Consider the following 17706-nt stretch of genomic DNA (forward strand, 5'->3'; position numbering starts at 1 on the left):
GGAATAGCTCAGTTGGTAGAGCACAACCTTGCCAAGGTTGGGGTCGCGAGTTCGAGTCTCGTTTCCCGCTCCAATCTTTCTTAGACAATTGTTAGTAGTATTATGCGACGCGGGAATAGCTCAGTTGGTAGAGCACAACCTTGCCAAGGTTGGGGTCGCGAGTTCGAGTCTCGTTTCCCGCTCCAAGTTTTCCTATTCTGTTTTATCAAATCTCATTTTTTAATCCTCATAAAGAAAATTTTAAGTTTTTCCTCTCGCTTTTTTAAATATCGACTACACTGTTTTAGGATCCTAAATTAGGGAATTTTACTTAATACACGTAAAGAGAGTGTGAGTGATTATTGTGCAAAAAAAGAAATGCCGTTAATGCATGTAAGATCAAGCTATTTTTTTGTGATCTATCTTTGATCTTTGCTTGCTTTTCTATTTTGACGGCACTAGAATGTGCGCCTTTCCTCATTTAAGGGGGAAATAAAAGGCGAGATCACTTTTTTGGTTTTAGGCCTTTATTCTGTTAAACACGCATTGAATAGTATTTTAGAAAAAAGAAAGGGTTTTAGGCGCTTTTCTTTAAAAAAATGTAATAAATATTCTACTATTCTTAAAATCTTCCCAAATTGATTTATCCACAGAGAGATGCTAATAACCACTGCATCTAAGCATTATTTATTTTTTTACTGCACAGAGTTATCCACAGAGACTTATCATTAAGTGATAAGAATACTATTCTCTTTAATAAATCAATTGGATTTTATATCTACTTGATAACTAAGTTTATTTTAATTTTTTTAAATTTGGGTCTTAGTTCGCTTGAATTTTTTTTTCATGTTGATAGGCAAGGGTTTTTTATTTTATTCACAGGTAAAATTAAAGATTACTCATTATATGTTTATTCTGTTAAAAACTAAGCATCTCTCGGTAAGCCTTTAGTTATTGCTCTTACTAGACGTTTTTGTTGCGAAGTCTGTATTTTTACCTCTTTTTCATTTCGTTTTGCTGTCTGCTGGGCTATTGCCCAATTCAAATGTTCATCTAAAACATCACTTAATCCAAAGCGCTCTTTCAAGGCAAGTATAATTTTATCTTGATAAGGTGCATTTCCTAACGCTACGCTAATATTTCTAAGCCAGCGTAAGTAACCAATACGACGGATCGGTGAACCTTCTGTTATACGAAGAAATTTTTCTTCACTCCATTGAAAAAGATCGAGTAATTCAGGTGTATGGAGTGCTCGGCGGGGAGAGAAATCTTCTTCACCTGTCAATGATGAGAAGCGATTCCAAGGACAAATAAGCTGACAATCATCACAACCATAGATGCGGTTACCCATTAATGGGCGAAATTCTTCAGGGATCGCGCCATCAAGCTCTATTGTAAGATACGAAATACACCGCCGTGCATCGATAGTATAAGGCTCGACAATGGCGCCAGTCGGGCACGTTGTCATGCAAGCGACACATTTACCACATTGTTCTTCGACAGGGCTATCTGTGGGTAAAGGCAAATCGATAAGTAACTCACCTAGAAAAAACCAAGAGCCAGCTTGGTTGTTGATAACAAGTGAGTGTTTACCAACCCAGCCAAGCCCAGCTTTAACCGCTAAAGGGCGTTCCATTATAGGTGCTGAATCAACGAAAGGACGAAAATTGACGATCCCTTGGTATTCATATTGTTGGCAATATTGTGTAATTTTTTCGCCGAGTTTTTTAAGACGCTGTCTTAATACTTTGTGATAATCCCGACCTAGTGCATAACGACTAATATAGCCTTGTTCTGGGTTATTTAATGTTCGAGCAAAAGCGGCATCTGTGGGAAGGTAATTCATTCTCACGCTAATAACCCGTAATGTGCCAGGCACAAGCTCATGAGGTCTTGCGCGTGTCATGCCATATTTCGCCATCCATGCCATTTCGCCATGATATTGTTTATCTAACCAAGCTTGTAAGCGAGGCTCTTCAAGTGATAAGTCAGTATCACATATCCCTGTTTGTTGAAAACCTAACTCAAAACCCCATAATTTAATGTTTTGAGCGAGAAGATTAAGATCGAGTGATGACATGAATAAACCGAATCAATAGGTAAGAGGTGAGTCCTAAGAGCGCGCAGTGTATCATAGTGAGTCAGTAGGAAAAATCCTCGCAATAAATAGATTTATGGTATGGTTATTTGATAGTTATTTCGATAACTATTTGCCTTAAGAGAACATATAAAGCTTGGTATTTGAGGTTATCCAACGATCTCTCTTTATTAAGCCGTTATAACTTAACAATAGATTATATAAATATGAAAGAATGGGTTGTTACATTAGAAGATGAAGCGGCAACAGTTGAACTTGGGCGTACTGTTGCAATGGCGACTAATCATAGCGGATTGATCATTTATTTATATGGCGATCTTGGTGCTGGAAAAACAACCTTTAGCCGAGGCTTTTTGCAAGCGCTTGGTCATCAAGGGCATGTTAAAAGCCCAACATATACATTAGTTGAGCCCTATATGCTTTCGCCAAATCCTGTTTATCATTTCGACCTTTATCGTTTAGCATCAGCTGAAGAGCTGGAATTTATGGGAATACGCGACTATTTTGAGCAAGACGCGTTATGCCTTATTGAATGGCCATCGCAAGGCGAAGGCTTTTTACCTAATGCCGATTTAGAACTTCATTTAAGCTATGAAGATGAAGGTCGAAAAGCGCGTTTTGTTGCCCTTTCACAAAGAGGGAATACTGTTTTATCCCATATTCAGTCTGCATAAAGGAATATTGATTATGTCGAGTCTCATCACTATTGTGAGTCAAAGTCAGCGCTATTTTGTTGCCTTTCTGTTGGTTGTTTTATCTTTTTTCTTTGTGCAAATAGCGCAAGCTGCCACTGTGACAGAAGTAAAAGCAGAAAATGGTAGTTCAGTAACAACCCTCACATTCTCTTTTAGTGGTGGGAAGCCTAGCTATCGATATTATTCATTAAAAAATCCTGACCGTTTGGTGATGGATTTTAAACAGAGCACAAAAATTACAGGGTTGCCTGCAACATTAGGCAATGGGCAGTTAGTTCATAAAATTCGTGCAACGCAATCAAAAGATAGCCAATACCAAAGTATGGTCGTGGAACTTGCCCAGCCAGTTGTTGCGACTGAAAGGCTAATGAATGTAAGCGGAAATTATAAGTTAGTGCTTACTATCAAGCCAATAAATGCTCGACAAAATAATCACTCTCAATCCACCGTGAATGTGGTCGCTTTAGCACCGACAACAATGACGGCGTCAGCCTCAAATACAAATAGAGAAATGGCGCCTTTAACCATGACACCCAAAGCAGAGGTTGCCCCAGTTGCTCCTATTGTGAAACCACGTACCACTTCATCAAAACCACAAGTGGGCTCTCGTCAAATTATTATTGCGATAGATGCAGGTCATGGTGGACAAGATCCTGGTGCGATAGGCCAGAAAGGTAATCGTGAAAAAGATGTCACTTTAAGTGTGGCAAGAAAATTAGAAACTCGTTTACATAACGATCCGATGTTTAAACCTGTATTAACGCGTAATGGTGACTATTTTATTTCCGTTGCTGGACGTTCGGAAGTTGCCCGTAAGCAAAATGCGAATATGTTAGTTTCTATCCATGCAGACTCGGCCCCTAATCGCAGTGCAAGAGGTGCTTCTGTGTGGGTGCTTTCTAATCGTCGAGCAAACAGTGAATTAGGTAAATGGCTTGAACAAAGTGAAAAGCAATCTGAATTACTGGGTGGTGCAGGTGATGCTTTATCAGATGGGGCTGATCCTTATTTAAGTCAAACGGTACTTGATTTACAATTTGGTAATTCACAGCGTGTGGGTTATGACGTTGCAGTTGCTGTGTTATCTGAATTGAGAAAAGTGGGGTCTTTACATAAAAAGACACCAGAACATGCGAGTTTAGGCGTGTTACGTTCACCGGATATCCCTTCAATTTTAGTTGAAACGGGCTTTATTAGTCATGCAGCTGAAGAGCAGTTACTGATTTCTGATGCTTATCAAGAAAAACTTGCTGCTTCTATTCATGCGGGTTTAAGAAATTATTTTCTGGCTCATCCTTTACAAAATGCACCCAATTGATTGAGTAAAAGGAATAAAAGGTAATGGCGATAAATTTATTACCTCCTCAGCTTGCAAACCAAATTGCCGCAGGGGAAGTTGTTGAAAGACCTGCATCTGTGGTCAAAGAGTTACTCGAAAATAGTTTAGATGCGGGGGCGACTACAATTGATATTGATATCGATAAAGGTGGCGCCAAACTTATCCGCATTCGTGATAATGGATGTGGTATCACTCGTGATGATTTGAAGTTAGCACTTGCTCGCCATGCAACTAGTAAAATATCAAGTCTTGATGATCTTGAAGCCATAATAAGTATGGGGTTTCGTGGAGAAGCATTAGCCAGTATTAGCTCTGTTTCTCGCCTAACGCTGACCTCACGTACTCAATCTCAAGATGAAGCGTGGCAAGCTTATGCTGAAGGCCGAGATATGACCGTTACCGTTAAACCAGCAGCTCATCCTGTGGGGAGTACGGTTGAAGTCCTTGATCTGTTTTATAACACACCAGCAAGGCGAAAATTTTTACGCACTGAAAAAACAGAATTTGCACATATTGATGAAGTGGTTCGTAGAATTGCGTTGTCGCGCTTTGATGTCTCTATTAATCTTACCCATAATGGTAAACGTGTTCGTCAATACCGTGCAGTAAAAGATGAAAGCCAGCAAAATCGCCGTTTGAGTGCGATTTGCGGTAATAATTTTGTCAATCAATCAATGCATTTATCGTGGGAACACGGTGATTTAGCAATAAAAGGTTGGGTGGAACACCCCTTATCGCCAGTACAATGTAGTGATATTCAATATTGTTATGTTAATGGGCGAATGATGCGTGATAGGTTGATTAATCATGCTATTCGCCAGGCTTATGATGGATATTTGAAAGAAGAACAACAGCCTTCTTATATCCTCTATTTGAGCGTTGATCCTCATCAAGTGGACGTTAATGTTCATCCGGCGAAACATGAAGTCCGTTTTCATGAATCACGTTTAGTGCATGATTTTATCTATCAGGGTGTGTTGAGTGTTTTACGACAAGCCACGCAGACACCTTTATCACAGACTTTAGATGAAGAAGATAATGAAATCGCGTTGAGTTTTCCTGAAAATCGTCAAGTTGCAGGTGAAAACGTATTCTCACAGCCTTATCAAGCACCAGTTAGTCAGAACCCCGCCAATAGATCCCAGTCACATCAAGTTAATGAGCGGGAGACTCATCATCAAAAACAATCTCACCAATTCGGTGAAAATCGTCAGTTTGGTGAAAGCTATCAACGTACACAAGGTGCGCTTTATCAAAAAATGATGCAAGAAAGTGCTTCTACATTAAATGATAAAGAAAAAATACCATTATTTCCTGAGCGTGCCCCATTGAATTTAGATGAAATCGTTCATACAACTAATAATATTAAAGAAGATGCGATTTCGGTGATGCCTCGTTCTGTCAATGCGAAAGAAGGGCAAACTGATTATACTTTTGGGCGAGTATTGGCAATTTATCAGCAGAAATATGCGTTAATAGAATCTTCACAAGGTCTTGGGCTGTTATCATTGGAACAAGCTGATTTTCTGTTAAAATGTGCGCAATTATTGCCTAAAGATGAAACATTAAAGCCCCAACCTTTGTTAGTGCCTTTAAAATTAGCATTAAGTAAAGAAGAAATTAATGTATTCAATCAGTTTCACGCATTAATCAGTGAATTTGGTATTACTATTGAAATTTCACAAGGTAAAGCAACAATATATGCAGTACCGTTGCCTTTGCGTCAGCAAAATTTACCCGCGTTACTGACCGCATTATTGGCGTATTTGTCGATTGAAAAATTATGTACAAAACAACAGCTTGGGCAATGGTTTGCAAAACAGATAAGCGTAGAGCAAGCAATATGGTCACAAGCTCAAGCGGTTGGGCTATTGGCCGATATTGAAAGACTTTGTCCTCAATATGTCAGACAGCCAGCAAAAAACTTATTACAATTAATAGAATTACAACCGGTGGTAGCGGCATTAAATAATGAGCGATGTAAACATACAAATAAAACCTAAAGCTATTTTTTTAATGGGTCCTACAGCGTCAGGTAAAACAGCATTAGCAATAGCACTAAGACAAAAATTACCTGTAGATATTATTAGTGTGGATTCTGCTCTTATCTATCGTGGAATGGATATTGGAACAGCTAAGCCAGATGCGATAGAGCAATCGCTTGCGCCACATCGATTAATTGATATTCTAGACCCGGCATTACCTTACTCAGCAGCAGATTTTCGCCGAGATGCATTAAGTGCAATGGAAGAAATTACAGCTGCTGGGCGAATTCCACTATTAGTGGGTGGGACTATGCTATATTTTAAAGCGTTACTTGATGGCCTATCGCCTTTGCCTAGTGCCAATCCTGAGGTTCGTGCTGAAATAGAGAAAAAAGCAGCAGAGCAAGGATGGGAGGCAATACATAAAGAGCTTGGATTAGTCGATCCCGTTGCTGCGCAACGAATACATCCTAATGATCCTCAGCGGCTTTCTCGTGCGCTAGAAGTTTACCTGATTTCAGGTAAAACAATGACAGAGTTGACAAAAATATCAGGCGAATCTTTGCCCTATGATGTTTATCAATTTGCGATTGCTCCGAAAGATAGAAATGTTCTTCACCAGCGCATTGAAGCACGTTTTAAACAGATGCTAACGTGTGGATTTGAAGATGAAGTAAAAGCATTATATGAACGGGGTGATTTGCATGAAGATTTACCTTCTGTACGTTGTGTCGGTTATCGCCAGATGTGGTCATATTTATCAGGCGAAATAGATTATGATGAGATGGTTTATCGAGGGATCTGTGCTACCCGGCAATTAGCGAAGCGACAAATCACCTGGTTAAGAGGCTGGAATGATATTCACTGGCTTGATAGTGAAGAACCGAAACAATCTCTTGACACTGTTTTGCAGGTAGTTAGTGCATAGATGGTAGGTTTGTGTAAAATTGATAGTTGCCAAAGCGCAATTTTTGAGTAGTTCATTTTTCGAACCAATTGGGTTCTAATATAAAACAACAAAATAAGGAAAACATAGAATGGCTAAGGGGCAATCTTTGCAAGATCCTTTCCTGAACGCATTACGTCGTGAAAGGGTTCCCGTTTCTATCTATTTGGTAAACGGTATTAAATTGCAGGGTCAGATCGAATCTTTTGACCAATTTGTTATTTTGCTGAAAAACACAGTAAGCCAGATGGTATATAAACATGCTATCTCTACCGTGGTACCTTCGCGTCCTGTTTCTCATCATAGCAATACAGGTACGAATCAAACTGGTACAGGTTACAGCGGTAGCGCTACTCAGCAGGATGATGTTGCAGAATAATTATCCACTATTATTCTTGATATAAGAAAAACATAGGTAGGGAGACTTTACCTATGTTTTTTCCTGTTTTTATAAAGTCCAAGAGGTTTCGCCTTTGTTTGATCGTTATGAAGGTGGCGAACTCGCCGTCTTAGTGCACGTCTTCTTTTCTCAAGAAAAGGATGTTGATGATTTGCAAGAATTTGAATCCTTGGTGACATCTGCGGGTGTTAAGCCAGTTCAGATTATTACAGGAAATCGTAAAGCGCCTCATCCCAAATATTATGTGGGTGAAGGTAAGGCAGAAGAAATTGCCGAGGCTGTAAAAGCAAGTGGTGCAGATGTTGTTTTATTTAATCATGCACTGACACCGGCACAAGAACGAAATCTGGAAAGACTTTGTGAATGCCGTGTAGTTGATCGCACGGGAGTTATCCTTGATATTTTTGCTCAAAGAGCAAGAACTCATGAAGGAAAGCTACAGGTAGAACTCGCCCAGTTACGTCACTTATCAACTCGTTTAGTCAGAGGGTGGACTCACCTTGAGAGACAAAAAGGAGGGATTGGGTTACGAGGACCGGGTGAAACTCAGCTAGAAACAGACCGCCGCTTACTCCGAGGTAAAATTAGTCAAATTCTAATGCGATTGGGTAGGGTTGAGCGTCAGCGTGAACAAGGAAGACAAGCGCGGAGTAAAGCTGATATTCCAACATTATCCCTTGTTGGTTACACAAATGCAGGGAAATCGAGTTTATTTAATCATATTACCTGTTCTGATGTGTATGCAGCAGATCAGTTGTTTGCAACATTGGACCCCACATTAAGGCGTATTCAAGTTGATGATGTAGGAACAGTTGTATTGGCTGATACCGTTGGATTTATTCGACATTTGCCTCATGATCTTGTTGCTGCTTTTAAAGCGACTTTGCAAGAAACACGAGAAGCAACCTTACTTCTTCATGTTATTGATGCGGCGGATAGTCGTTTTGAGGATAATATTCATGCAGTTGAAAGTGTATTAGAAGAGATAGATGCTCAAGAAATACCCACACTGCATGTCATGAACAAAATTGATCTTCTTGAAGATTTCACTCCAAGAATTGATCGAAATGAAGAAAACTTACCCATTAGGGTTTGGGTTTCAGCACAAACAGGTGAAGGTATTCCTCTGTTATATCAGGCGTTGACAGAACGTCTTTCAGGTGAGATCGCACACTTTGAATTACGTTTACCGCCAGAAGATACAGGGCGCTTGCGTAGTCGTTTTTATCAATTACAGTCAATAGAACGTGAATGGATTGAAAAAGACGGTAAAGTTGGGCTAATCATACGTATGCCTATGGTAGACTGGCATCGCCTTTGCAAGCAGGAACCCAATTTATTGGATTACGTGGTCTGATATTCGGCCATAAAAAAGAACATTAACTGAGAGCTGGCGACGAAATCGGCTCTTAAGCCTGATAAATCTAATCATAATAATGGAGCTAGAACATGGCGTGGAATCAGCCCGGTAACAACGGACAAGACCGCGACCCGTGGGGTAACCGAAACAGCGGCAATAATAATGGCGATGGTAACGGTAACTCCAACGGCAATCAAGGAGGTCGGAATCGTGGAGCATCAGATCTCGATGATATGTTCCGTAAACTGAGTGAAAAACTTGGTGGTTTCGGCGGTAAAAAAGGTGGGAACTCCTCTTCTGGGCAAAATGGCGGGCCTCGTGGTAATGCTGGAAATCTTTTGATTTCTCTTGCATTAGGTGCGGTTGTCGTAGTTTGGGCTGCCAGTGGTTTTTATACCATTAAAGAAGCAGAACAGGGTGTTGTGACTCGTTTTGGTAAATTTTACCAAATCGTTGAACCTGGTCTGAACTGGAAACCGACTTTTATTGATGAGGTTCAGCCTGTTAACGTGAAAACTATCCGTGATTTAACCACGGGTGGCATGATGTTAACGTCAGATGAAAATATGGTTCAAGTTGAGATAAACGTGCAGTACGTTGTCTCTGATCCAGAAACATTTCTGTTTAACCTCACAACACCTATTAACAGCTTAGGTCAAGCAACTGACAGTGCTGTACGTGGTGTTATTGGTCGTTCAGAAATGGAAAAAATTCTGACTTCAAACCGTTCAGAAATTCGTGACCAGACGCGTCAAGAATTAGAAGAGACTATCCGCCCTTATAATATGGGTATCTCTATTGTGGACGTCAACTTCCAAGTAGCGCGTCCTCCAGAAGCTGTAAAAGCGGCATTCGATGACGTAATTGCGGCTCGTGAAGAAGAACAAAAAACAATTCGTCAAGCTGAAGCTTATAAAAACGAAGTGTTACCGTTAGCTAAAGGTAACGCACAACGTATGATTGAAGAAGCAACAGCGTATAAAACCAGTGTGGTGATGAGAGCAGAGGGTGAGGTAGCTAGCTTTGCTAAAATCTTACCTGAGTATCGTGCAGCTCCTGAAATTACTCGCGAGCGTCTTTACATTGAAACGATGGAAAAAGTGCTATCGAAAACACGTAAAGTCATTGCAAATGATAAAGGTAACAGCATGTTAGTGCTACCTTTAGAGCAAATGCTACGTCAGCCATCTCAATCGGGTGCATCAAATACCCTTGAGGCGCCGGCTCGTATGCCCGCACCAGCTCCAACTGTAAATCCAACACCGACACAAAAACCAGCAACTACGACTTATGGTAATGGTGGATATGGTAGTAATAATGGCGGTTATGGTCAGCCTTACGGCAATAATCAAGGAGGACAATAATCATGCGTAAAGTTATCGCTGTTGTTGCAGTTATTATTTTAGCGTTGTTGTACTCCTCTGTATTTGTCGTTCAACAATATGAGCGTGGTATTATTTTACGCTTCGCAAAAGTTGTTCGTGATGCTGAAAATAAACCTGTTGTTTATGAGCCAGGTCTTCATTTTAAAATTCCATTCATTGAGAATGTGAAAAAACTGGATGCGCGTATTCAAACTATGAATATCCAGCAAGACCGTTTCTTATCTGGTGAGAATAAAGACTTATTAGTTGACTCTTATCTAAAATGGCGTATCAGTGATTTCAGTACTTACTATCTGGCAACAGGTGGTGGTAATACAACGCAAGCTGAAACTTTACTGCGTCGTAAATTCAGTGACCGTTTACGTTCTGAAATTGGTCGTATGAGCGTAAATCAAATTATTACGGATTCTCGTGGTCGTTTAACCATTGATGTTCGTAATGCACTGAATGAAGGTACACCTTCGCGAGATACAAGTGCTGCTGATGATGCAATTGCCATTGCAGCGAAGAAAGTAGCTGAAGAAACTAAAGGTCAAGCTCCTGCTATCAATATGAACAGTATGGCGGCATTAGGTATTGAAGTGATTGACGTTCGAATCAAGCAAATCAACCTACCTATGGAAGTTTCTGAGGCGATTTATCAACGTATGCGTGCAGAACGTGAAGCGGTTGCTCGTCGTCACCGTTCACAAGGCCAAGAGCAAGCGGTGAAAATTCGTGCAGCGGCGGATAAGACAGTAACAGAAACATTAGCTGAATCTGAGCGTGAATCTTTACGTCTTCGTGGTGAAGGTGATGCACAAGCAACAAAACTGTTTGCTGATGCATTCAACCAAGATCCTGACTTCTATGCATTCATTCGTAGCTTACGTGCTTATGAGAAGAGCTTTAATCAAGACGGCAATGACGTCATGGTGTTAAGCCCAGATAGCGATTTCTTACGCTATATGAAAGCACCAACCAAAGCGCGTGCGATTGAAGAGTAATTAAAACGCGTTAGGTTGACTGAATAAATAATAAAAAACCTCCACCTTAATAAGTGGAGGTTTTTTTTGATATCAATAAGATAAAAAGAATTACTTAGTAGCAAAATAAATAATTGTGCTTATTAAGATGAAAAATTACCCTTAATGGTTTCCAAAATGGCTTTAGCTGGGATAGTATAAAGTGAAAATTGCATTTCAAGATAAACCTTCGGCAATTCCGAAGCGTCTTCTTCGCCATTTTCACTTTTATGTCACTCTGCTTCCTATTTTTGCGATCAAAACTGTTGATGAAAGTCACAATATGTTTGTGGTGCGGATTTTTCGGGCAAAAATATTGACAATGGCAAGATAATCTATTGCTTAAAAGCGGGGATGACATAATTAGATAAAATCTACTGTAACTCTTGATTTGAGATGGTAGAATCCTTTTTTAAGCAACCGAGTGTATTTTGAAATGAGTAATAACGTTGTCGTATTGGGCACCCAGTGGGGTGACGAAGGCAAAGGCAAGATAGTCGATTTGCTGACAGAACGCGCTAAGTATGTTGTTCGCTACCAAGGTGGCCATAACGCGGGTCACACTCTAGTCATCGACGGTGAAAAAACCGTTCTTCATTTAATCCCATCAGGCATTCTCCGTGAAAATGTTGTTAGCATCATAGCAAACGGTGTCGTTTTATCACCAGAAGCACTGATGAAGGAAATGACCCAACTTGAAGATCGTGGCATTCCTGTTCGCTCTCGTTTACTTCTGTCTGAAGCTTGCCCATTAATCCTTCCTTATCATATCGCATTAGATAATGCGCGTGAGAAAGCACGTGGCGAGAAAGCTATCGGTACAACAGGTCGCGGTATTGGCCCTGCTTACGAAGATAAAGTTGCTCGTCGTGGTTTACGTGTTGGCGATCTGTTTGATAAAAAAGCATTTGCACAAAAACTCAAAGAAATCATCGAATACCATAACTTCCAACTGGTGAACTACTACAAAGTTGAACCGGTTGATTACCAAAAAACCTTAGACGATATCATGGCAATCGCTGATATTCTGACAGGTATGGTTGTTGATGTTTCTGACTTACTGTACAAAGCAACACAAAACGGTGAGTTAGTGATGTTTGAAGGTGCACAAGGTACTTTATTAGACATCGACCATGGTACTTATCCGTATGTAACCTCTTCAAACACCACAGCAGGTGGCGTGGCAACTGGCTCAGGTTTAGGCCCTCGCTATGTTGGTTACGTATTAGGGATCATCAAAGCGTACTCTACCCGTGTCGGTGCAGGTCCATTCCCAACTGAACTGTTTGATGAAGTGGGTGACTTCCTGCGTGAGAAAGGCCAAGAGTTTGGTGCAACCACTGGTCGTAGCCGTCGTACTGGTTGGTTAGATATCATCGCTATTCGTCGCGCTGTTCAAATCAACTCACTGTCTGGCTTCTGCATGACTAAACTGGATGTATTAGATGGTCTGAAAGAAGTGAAATTGTGCGTAGGTTATCGCTTACCAAATGGTGAAGTGATTGATACAACGCCTTTAGCTGCTGATGATTGGGAAGGTATTGAGCCTATCTATGAATCAATGCCGGGTTGGAACGAAACGACATTTGGTGTGAAAGATCACGCTCAATTGCCACAAGCAGCACTGAACTACATCAAACGTGTAGAAGAGTTGACTGGTGTTCCTGTTGATATCGTTTCTACAGGACCAGATCGCTCCGAGACTATTATTCTCCGTCATCCATTTGATGCTTAATTTGCATTAAATAGGTTTGATGTGAAAATCGTCCCTGAAAATGACAGGGGCGATTTTTTCGTATCTGTTTGTTAGTGAATTAAAGACAAAAATACACGTTACATAATAAGATAAGACAGCTTTACACTCGGTTTTGCTTCTGTTTTGTCTGTAATGAGTAAAAACAATAAGACAATGTTATTATTGTAACGCCAGAAATAGAAAAGCGATCTGTTGAAAATCGACAGTATCGCTTTTTCTTTGCCTGTGATGTCGCTATTATTTTGTTAGTAGTCAAGTGAGAGACGGAAATGACTCACTTTTGAGCATATCTTTGCTAAATGTCCAAAAATTAAACATAATATTGCTTAATAAAATGATATTCTCATTACTAATTACTTATCCCTTAACACATTTAATAGGGAAAACCACTTTTCAGAGGTCATTGTGCAATTAACCAGTTTTACAGATTATGGATTGCGAGCATTGATATATATGGCTTCACTGCCAGAAGGCAAAATGACGAGCATCACAGAAGTGACGCAAGTTTATGGTGTCTCACGTAATCATATGGTGAAAATTATTAATCAACTGAGCCATTTGGGATTTGTTGAGGCTATTCGCGGTAAAAATGGAGGGATCCGTTTAGGCAAGCCTGCAACAGACATCATTGTCGGTGATGTTGTCCGTGCTTTAGAGCCACTTTCATTAGTAAACTGTAGTGCTGAGTTTTGTCACATTACCCCAGCTTGTCGGCTAAAACTGGTTTTAAATCAGGCGATTGAGCAGTTTTTGAAAGAGTTAGACCGTCACACACTCGCAGAGCTAGTTGAAAACAATAGCTCCTTATATAAATTGTTATTAGAAGATATTTGAGTCTACTATTTCATTAAATCTGATAGCTTGGAGGTCATAATGTCAAAAGATCCTTTTCAAGATAGAGAAGCTGAGAAATACGCCTCTCCAATTGCTAGTCGCGAATATATTTTAGAAGAAATGAAAAAACGCACGGCTCCAATGAGCCGTGAAGATTTAGCGCAGGCGTTAAAAATTTCTGGAGAAGAAGACCTAGAGGCGTTACGTCGTCGTTTAAGAGCGATGGAGCGTGATGGTCAGTTAGTGTTTACTCGCCGTCAGTGTTACGCATTGCCTGAACGCCTTGATTTATGGAAAGGTAAGGTTATCGGTCATCGTGACGGCTATGGTTTTTTACGTGCAGAAGGTCAAAAAGATGACCTTTATCTTTCACAAGATGAAATGAAAAAAACCATGCATGGTGATGTGATTTTAGCGCAACCTTTAGGTATGGATAGAAAAGGTCGTCGTGAAGGTCGCGTAGTGCGTGTTATTGAACCAAGAAATAACCAAATTGTTGGTCGCTATTTTATTGAATCTGGTATGGGATTTGTTGTACCGGACGATAGCCGTTTAAGTTTTGATATTCTTATTCCTAAAGAAGATATCATGGGTGCGCGTATGGGTAATGTGGTGGTGGTTGAAGTCACTACAAGACCAACGCGACGGACTCAAGCTGTAGGTCGTATTGTTGAGATTTTAGGTGAAACGATGGGAACGGGTATTGCGGTAGAAATCGCATTACGTACTCATGAAATCCCTTATACTTGGCCTGCAAAAGTCACAAAGGAAGTTGCTGATTTAAAAGAAGAAGTACCTGATTCTGCCAAAGAAGGTCGTATTGATTTACGTGGCTTGCCTTTAATTACAATTGATGGTGAAGATGCGCGAGATTTCGATGACGCAGTGTATTGCCAACGTAAAAAAGGCGGTGGTTGGCGTTTATGGGTCGCAATTGCTGATGTTAGTTACTATGTGCGTCCACAAACGGCATTAGATACAGAAGCACGTAGTCGAGGAAACTCCGTTTATTTCCCTTCTCAAGTTGTCCCAATGTTGCCAGAAATTCTGTCTAATGGGCTGTGCTCACTAAACCCACAAGTTGATCGTTTATGTATGGTTTGTGAGATGACCGTTTCTGAGCAAGGGCGTCTCTCTTCTTATAAATTCTATGAAGCGGTGATGAGCTCTCATGCACGAATGACATACACCAAAGTGTGGAAGATTATTCAAGGCGATGAAGAGTTACGTGAACATTATAAGCCTATCGTTAAAGATATTGAGCATCTATATGAGTTATACCAAGCGCTTGATAAAGCGCGTGAGCAACGTGGTGCAATAGGGTTTGAATCTGAAGAAGCGAAATTTATCTTCAATGCAGAGCGCCGTATTGAACGTATCGAGCCTGTTGTTCGTAACGATGCACACAAATTAATTGAAGAGTGCATGATCTTAGCGAATATCGCCGCAGCTCGTTTTGTTGAGAAAAATGAAGAGCCTGCGTTATACCGTATTCATGATAAACCGAAAGAAGAAAGTGTACTGAATTTACGTTCAGTCTTTAATGAATTAGGTTTAACATTGCCGGGTGGATTAACACCAGAACCAGCAGATTATGCACGTGTCATGAAAGAGGTTGAAGACCGACCAGACCGTGAAATGCTACAAACTATGATCTTGCGCTCAATGAAACAGGCGATTTACGATCCTGAAAATCGTGGACACTTTGGTTTAGCATTGAAGTCTTATGCGCACTTTACTTCGCCAATTCGTCGTTATCCTGATTTAGCCTTGCACCGAGCAATTAAATATCAAATTGCTAAACAAGAAGGTCACGGCTCACAGCGTTGGACCCCAACAGGCGGCTACCATAGTGATATGGATACTATGTTGCAATTAGGTGAGCACTGTTCTTTAACGGAGCGTCGTGCTGATGAAGCAACAAGAGATGTGGCTGATTGGCTAAAATGTGACTTTATGCTGGATCAAATTGGTCAACAATTTACCGGTATTATCACTAGTGTAACGGGCTTTGGTTTCTTTGTTCGCTTAAATGATCTATTTATCGATGGATTAGTGCATGTTTCTACATTAAATAATGATTACTATCAATATGATAATGTGGGGCAGCGTTTAATTGGCGAGTCTTCAGGACAAGTCTATCGTCTCGGTGATGAAGTTGAAGTTAAAGTTGAAGCCGTCAGTATGGATGAACGTACTATCGACTTCTCCTTAATTTCAACAACACGCACAGCGCGTAACCCTGGTAAAACAGCACGAGTTCGTGGCTTAAAGGGCGAAAAAGACAAGAAAAATGCAAGTTCTAGTAAGTCTCGACGTCGTGATGCAAGCAAAGATAAAAACTTTGAGCCAGATAGCGCCTTTAAAAAAGGAAAATCAGCTAAAAGTAATGCAAACAAAGACAGAGCTGTAAAAGACCAAGTTGCTAAAGATAAAGCGAGTAGTAAGCGCAAGAAAGCATCATCACAAACCAAAAAGATAGAAGCAAAGCTGAAAGCTAAGCGCGCGGCTAAACGCGATAAAGCATAAGATTTGTTCTTCTAGTTCTTTTTTAAAAGGCGGAGACCCCGCCTTTTATCTGTTTTGTACCTTTTATTTTTTTAATGAGTAATCACCGCTATGAGCGAAGAAATTATTTATGGTATTCACGCAGTAAAAGCATTACTTGAGCGTGATCCTGCACGATTTAAAGAAGTTTATGTATTAAAAGGGCGTGAAGATCGCCGTTTAACTCCCGTTATCCATGAATTAGAATCCCAAGGGATTTTAGTTCAAGTGGCTAATCGTCAGTGGTTAGATAGCCAAACGGAAGGTGCTGTTCACCAAGGTATCATTGCAAAAGTGAAACCTGGTCGTCAGTACCAAGAGCAAGATTTACCCGATTTATTAGCTAAAGTCGGTACACCTTTCTTATTAGTGTTAGATGGCGTAACAGATCCGCATAATTTAGGCGCATGTTTACGTAGCGCAGATGCAGCCGGTGTACATGCTGTCATCGTTCCCAAAGATCGTTCCGCACAATTAAATGCTACAGCGAAAAAAGTCGCATGTGGTGCAGCGGAAAGTGTTCCTTTAATTAAAGTGACTAACCTTGCTCGTACATTGCGTTTTTTGCAAGAAGAGAACGTTTGGATTGTTGGCACAGCAGGGGAAGCAGACCATACTTTATATCAAAGCAAACTTACCGGTCCTATGGCTTTGGTGATGGGGGCTGAAGGTGAAGGAATGCGCCGTTTAACGCGTGAGCATTGCGATGAACTTATTAGTATTCCAATGGCGGGTACGGTGTCTTCGCTCAACGTTTCTGTCGCAACGGGTGTTTGCTTATTTGAAGCAATGCGTCAGCGTATTATTGTGAAATAATCGCTTAGCTTATTTTATTCTCTATACTCCCTTGAGTTTTATTGGTCGCGGGGGTATAGTTACGCGTCAATTTTTTCAGTCACAACTTAAACAAGTTCCTTGCCTCCATGGGTGGTGACTGACCCTGACAGGAGGCTGATAAATCCGTAAGGAGCAATATCAAATGCGTCATTACGAAATCGTTTTTATGGTTCATCCTGACCAGAGCGAACAAGTTCCGGGCATGATCGAGCGTTATAAAACCGCTATCACTAATGCAAATGGTCAGATCCACCGTCTAGAAGACTGGGGTCGTCGTCAATTAGCTTATCCAATCAACAAACTGCACAAAGCACACTACGTTCTGATGAACGTTGAAGCTCCGCAGGAAGTGATTGATGAACTGGAAACTACTTTCCGTTTCAACGATGCCGTTCTCCGCAACATGATCATGCGTACTAAACACGCAGTAACTGAAGCTTCTCCAATGGTTAAAGCAAAAGACGAACGCCGTCGTGATATCGCTGATGACCTCGATGAAGAAGATGAAGTTGATGATGTAGCAGAGGATTCTGAAGAGTAA

At 40.6% G+C, this 17706-nt stretch carries 15 protein-coding genes and 1 tRNA gene; 15 read left to right on the forward strand and 1 reads right to left on the reverse strand.

Annotated elements, in window-relative coordinates:
* The first annotated feature begins 109 nt into the window (after positions 1–109).
* Positions 110–185: transfer RNA gene (locus tag ABN256_RS12480), tRNA-Gly, on the forward strand.
* A gap of 719 nt (positions 186–904) precedes the next feature.
* Here ABN256_RS12480 and queG read toward each other — a convergent pair.
* Positions 905–2059 (reverse strand): tRNA epoxyqueuosine(34) reductase QueG, encoded by a 1155-nt coding sequence (queG, locus tag ABN256_RS12485; protein WP_349439520.1) that lies wholly within the window; start codon positions 2057–2059, stop codon positions 905–907.
* 224 nt (positions 2060–2283) lie between these two features.
* On the opposite strand from queG, the gene tsaE reads away from it, so the two are divergent.
* From tsaE to rpsF, 14 genes are all read left to right on the forward strand, one after another.
* On the forward strand, positions 2284–2751 hold the full coding sequence (tsaE, locus tag ABN256_RS12490) for a tRNA (adenosine(37)-N6)-threonylcarbamoyltransferase complex ATPase subunit type 1 TsaE (RefSeq protein ID WP_072069608.1): 468 nt from the start codon (positions 2284–2286) through the stop codon (positions 2749–2751).
* Between the two features lie 13 nt (positions 2752–2764).
* On the forward strand, positions 2765–4090 hold the full coding sequence (locus ABN256_RS12495) for an N-acetylmuramoyl-L-alanine amidase (RefSeq protein WP_349439522.1): 1326 nt from the start codon (positions 2765–2767) through the stop codon (positions 4088–4090).
* Between the two features lie 23 nt (positions 4091–4113).
* A complete protein-coding gene (gene mutL / locus ABN256_RS12500) occupies positions 4114–6114 on the forward strand; it encodes a DNA mismatch repair endonuclease MutL (RefSeq protein WP_349439523.1) in 2001 nt (666 codons plus the stop codon).
* Entirely contained in the window at positions 6083–7024 is a 942-nt protein-coding gene (gene miaA, locus ABN256_RS12505; RefSeq protein ID WP_072069605.1) for a tRNA (adenosine(37)-N6)-dimethylallyltransferase MiaA, read from the forward strand. Before mutL ends, miaA begins: the two co-directional genes overlap by 32 nt.
* Positions 7025–7133: 109 nt before the next feature.
* A complete protein-coding gene (hfq, locus tag ABN256_RS12510) occupies positions 7134–7421 on the forward strand; it encodes an RNA chaperone Hfq (protein WP_072069604.1) in 288 nt (95 codons plus the stop codon).
* A 94-nt stretch (positions 7422–7515) separates the two neighbouring features.
* The gene (gene hflX / locus ABN256_RS12515; RefSeq protein WP_072069603.1) at positions 7516–8799 is read left to right on the forward strand and encodes a ribosome rescue GTPase HflX; all 1284 of its coding nucleotides are present in this window, start codon (positions 7516–7518) and stop codon (positions 8797–8799) included.
* A 92-nt stretch (positions 8800–8891) separates the two neighbouring features.
* A complete protein-coding gene (gene hflK, locus ABN256_RS12520) occupies positions 8892–10166 on the forward strand; it encodes an FtsH protease activity modulator HflK (protein WP_196554252.1) in 1275 nt (424 codons plus the stop codon).
* 2 nt (positions 10167–10168) lie between these two features.
* Positions 10169–11173: a protease modulator HflC gene (gene hflC, locus ABN256_RS12525; RefSeq protein WP_069369876.1), complete on the forward strand. Its 1005-nt coding sequence runs from the start codon at positions 10169–10171 to the stop codon at positions 11171–11173.
* A 181-nt stretch (positions 11174–11354) separates the two neighbouring features.
* Entirely contained in the window at positions 11355–11525 is a 171-nt protein-coding gene (locus ABN256_RS12530) for a hypothetical protein (RefSeq protein ID WP_164525857.1), read from the forward strand.
* Between the two features lie 102 nt (positions 11526–11627).
* A complete protein-coding gene (locus tag ABN256_RS12535; RefSeq protein ID WP_072069601.1) occupies positions 11628–12926 on the forward strand; it encodes an adenylosuccinate synthase in 1299 nt (432 codons plus the stop codon).
* Between the two features lie 426 nt (positions 12927–13352).
* Positions 13353–13781: a nitric oxide-sensing transcriptional repressor NsrR gene (gene nsrR / locus ABN256_RS12540; protein WP_115351225.1), complete on the forward strand. Its 429-nt coding sequence runs from the start codon at positions 13353–13355 to the stop codon at positions 13779–13781.
* Positions 13782–13820: 39 nt separating this feature from the next.
* A complete protein-coding gene (gene rnr, locus ABN256_RS12545) occupies positions 13821–16310 on the forward strand; it encodes a ribonuclease R (RefSeq protein ID WP_197269652.1) in 2490 nt (829 codons plus the stop codon).
* A 90-nt stretch (positions 16311–16400) separates the two neighbouring features.
* Positions 16401–17144 (forward strand): 23S rRNA (guanosine(2251)-2'-O)-methyltransferase RlmB, encoded by a 744-nt coding sequence (gene rlmB, locus ABN256_RS12550; protein ID WP_196554254.1) that lies wholly within the window; start codon positions 16401–16403, stop codon positions 17142–17144.
* A 163-nt stretch (positions 17145–17307) separates the two neighbouring features.
* Positions 17308–17706, forward strand: a complete 399-nt coding sequence (gene rpsF / locus ABN256_RS12555) for a 30S ribosomal protein S6 (RefSeq protein ID WP_072069598.1) — start codon at positions 17308–17310, stop codon at positions 17704–17706.

The organism is Proteus sp. fly-1008 (assembly GCF_040140305.1).
Taxonomy (GTDB): Bacteria; Pseudomonadota; Gammaproteobacteria; order Enterobacterales; family Enterobacteriaceae; genus Proteus; species Proteus vulgaris_B.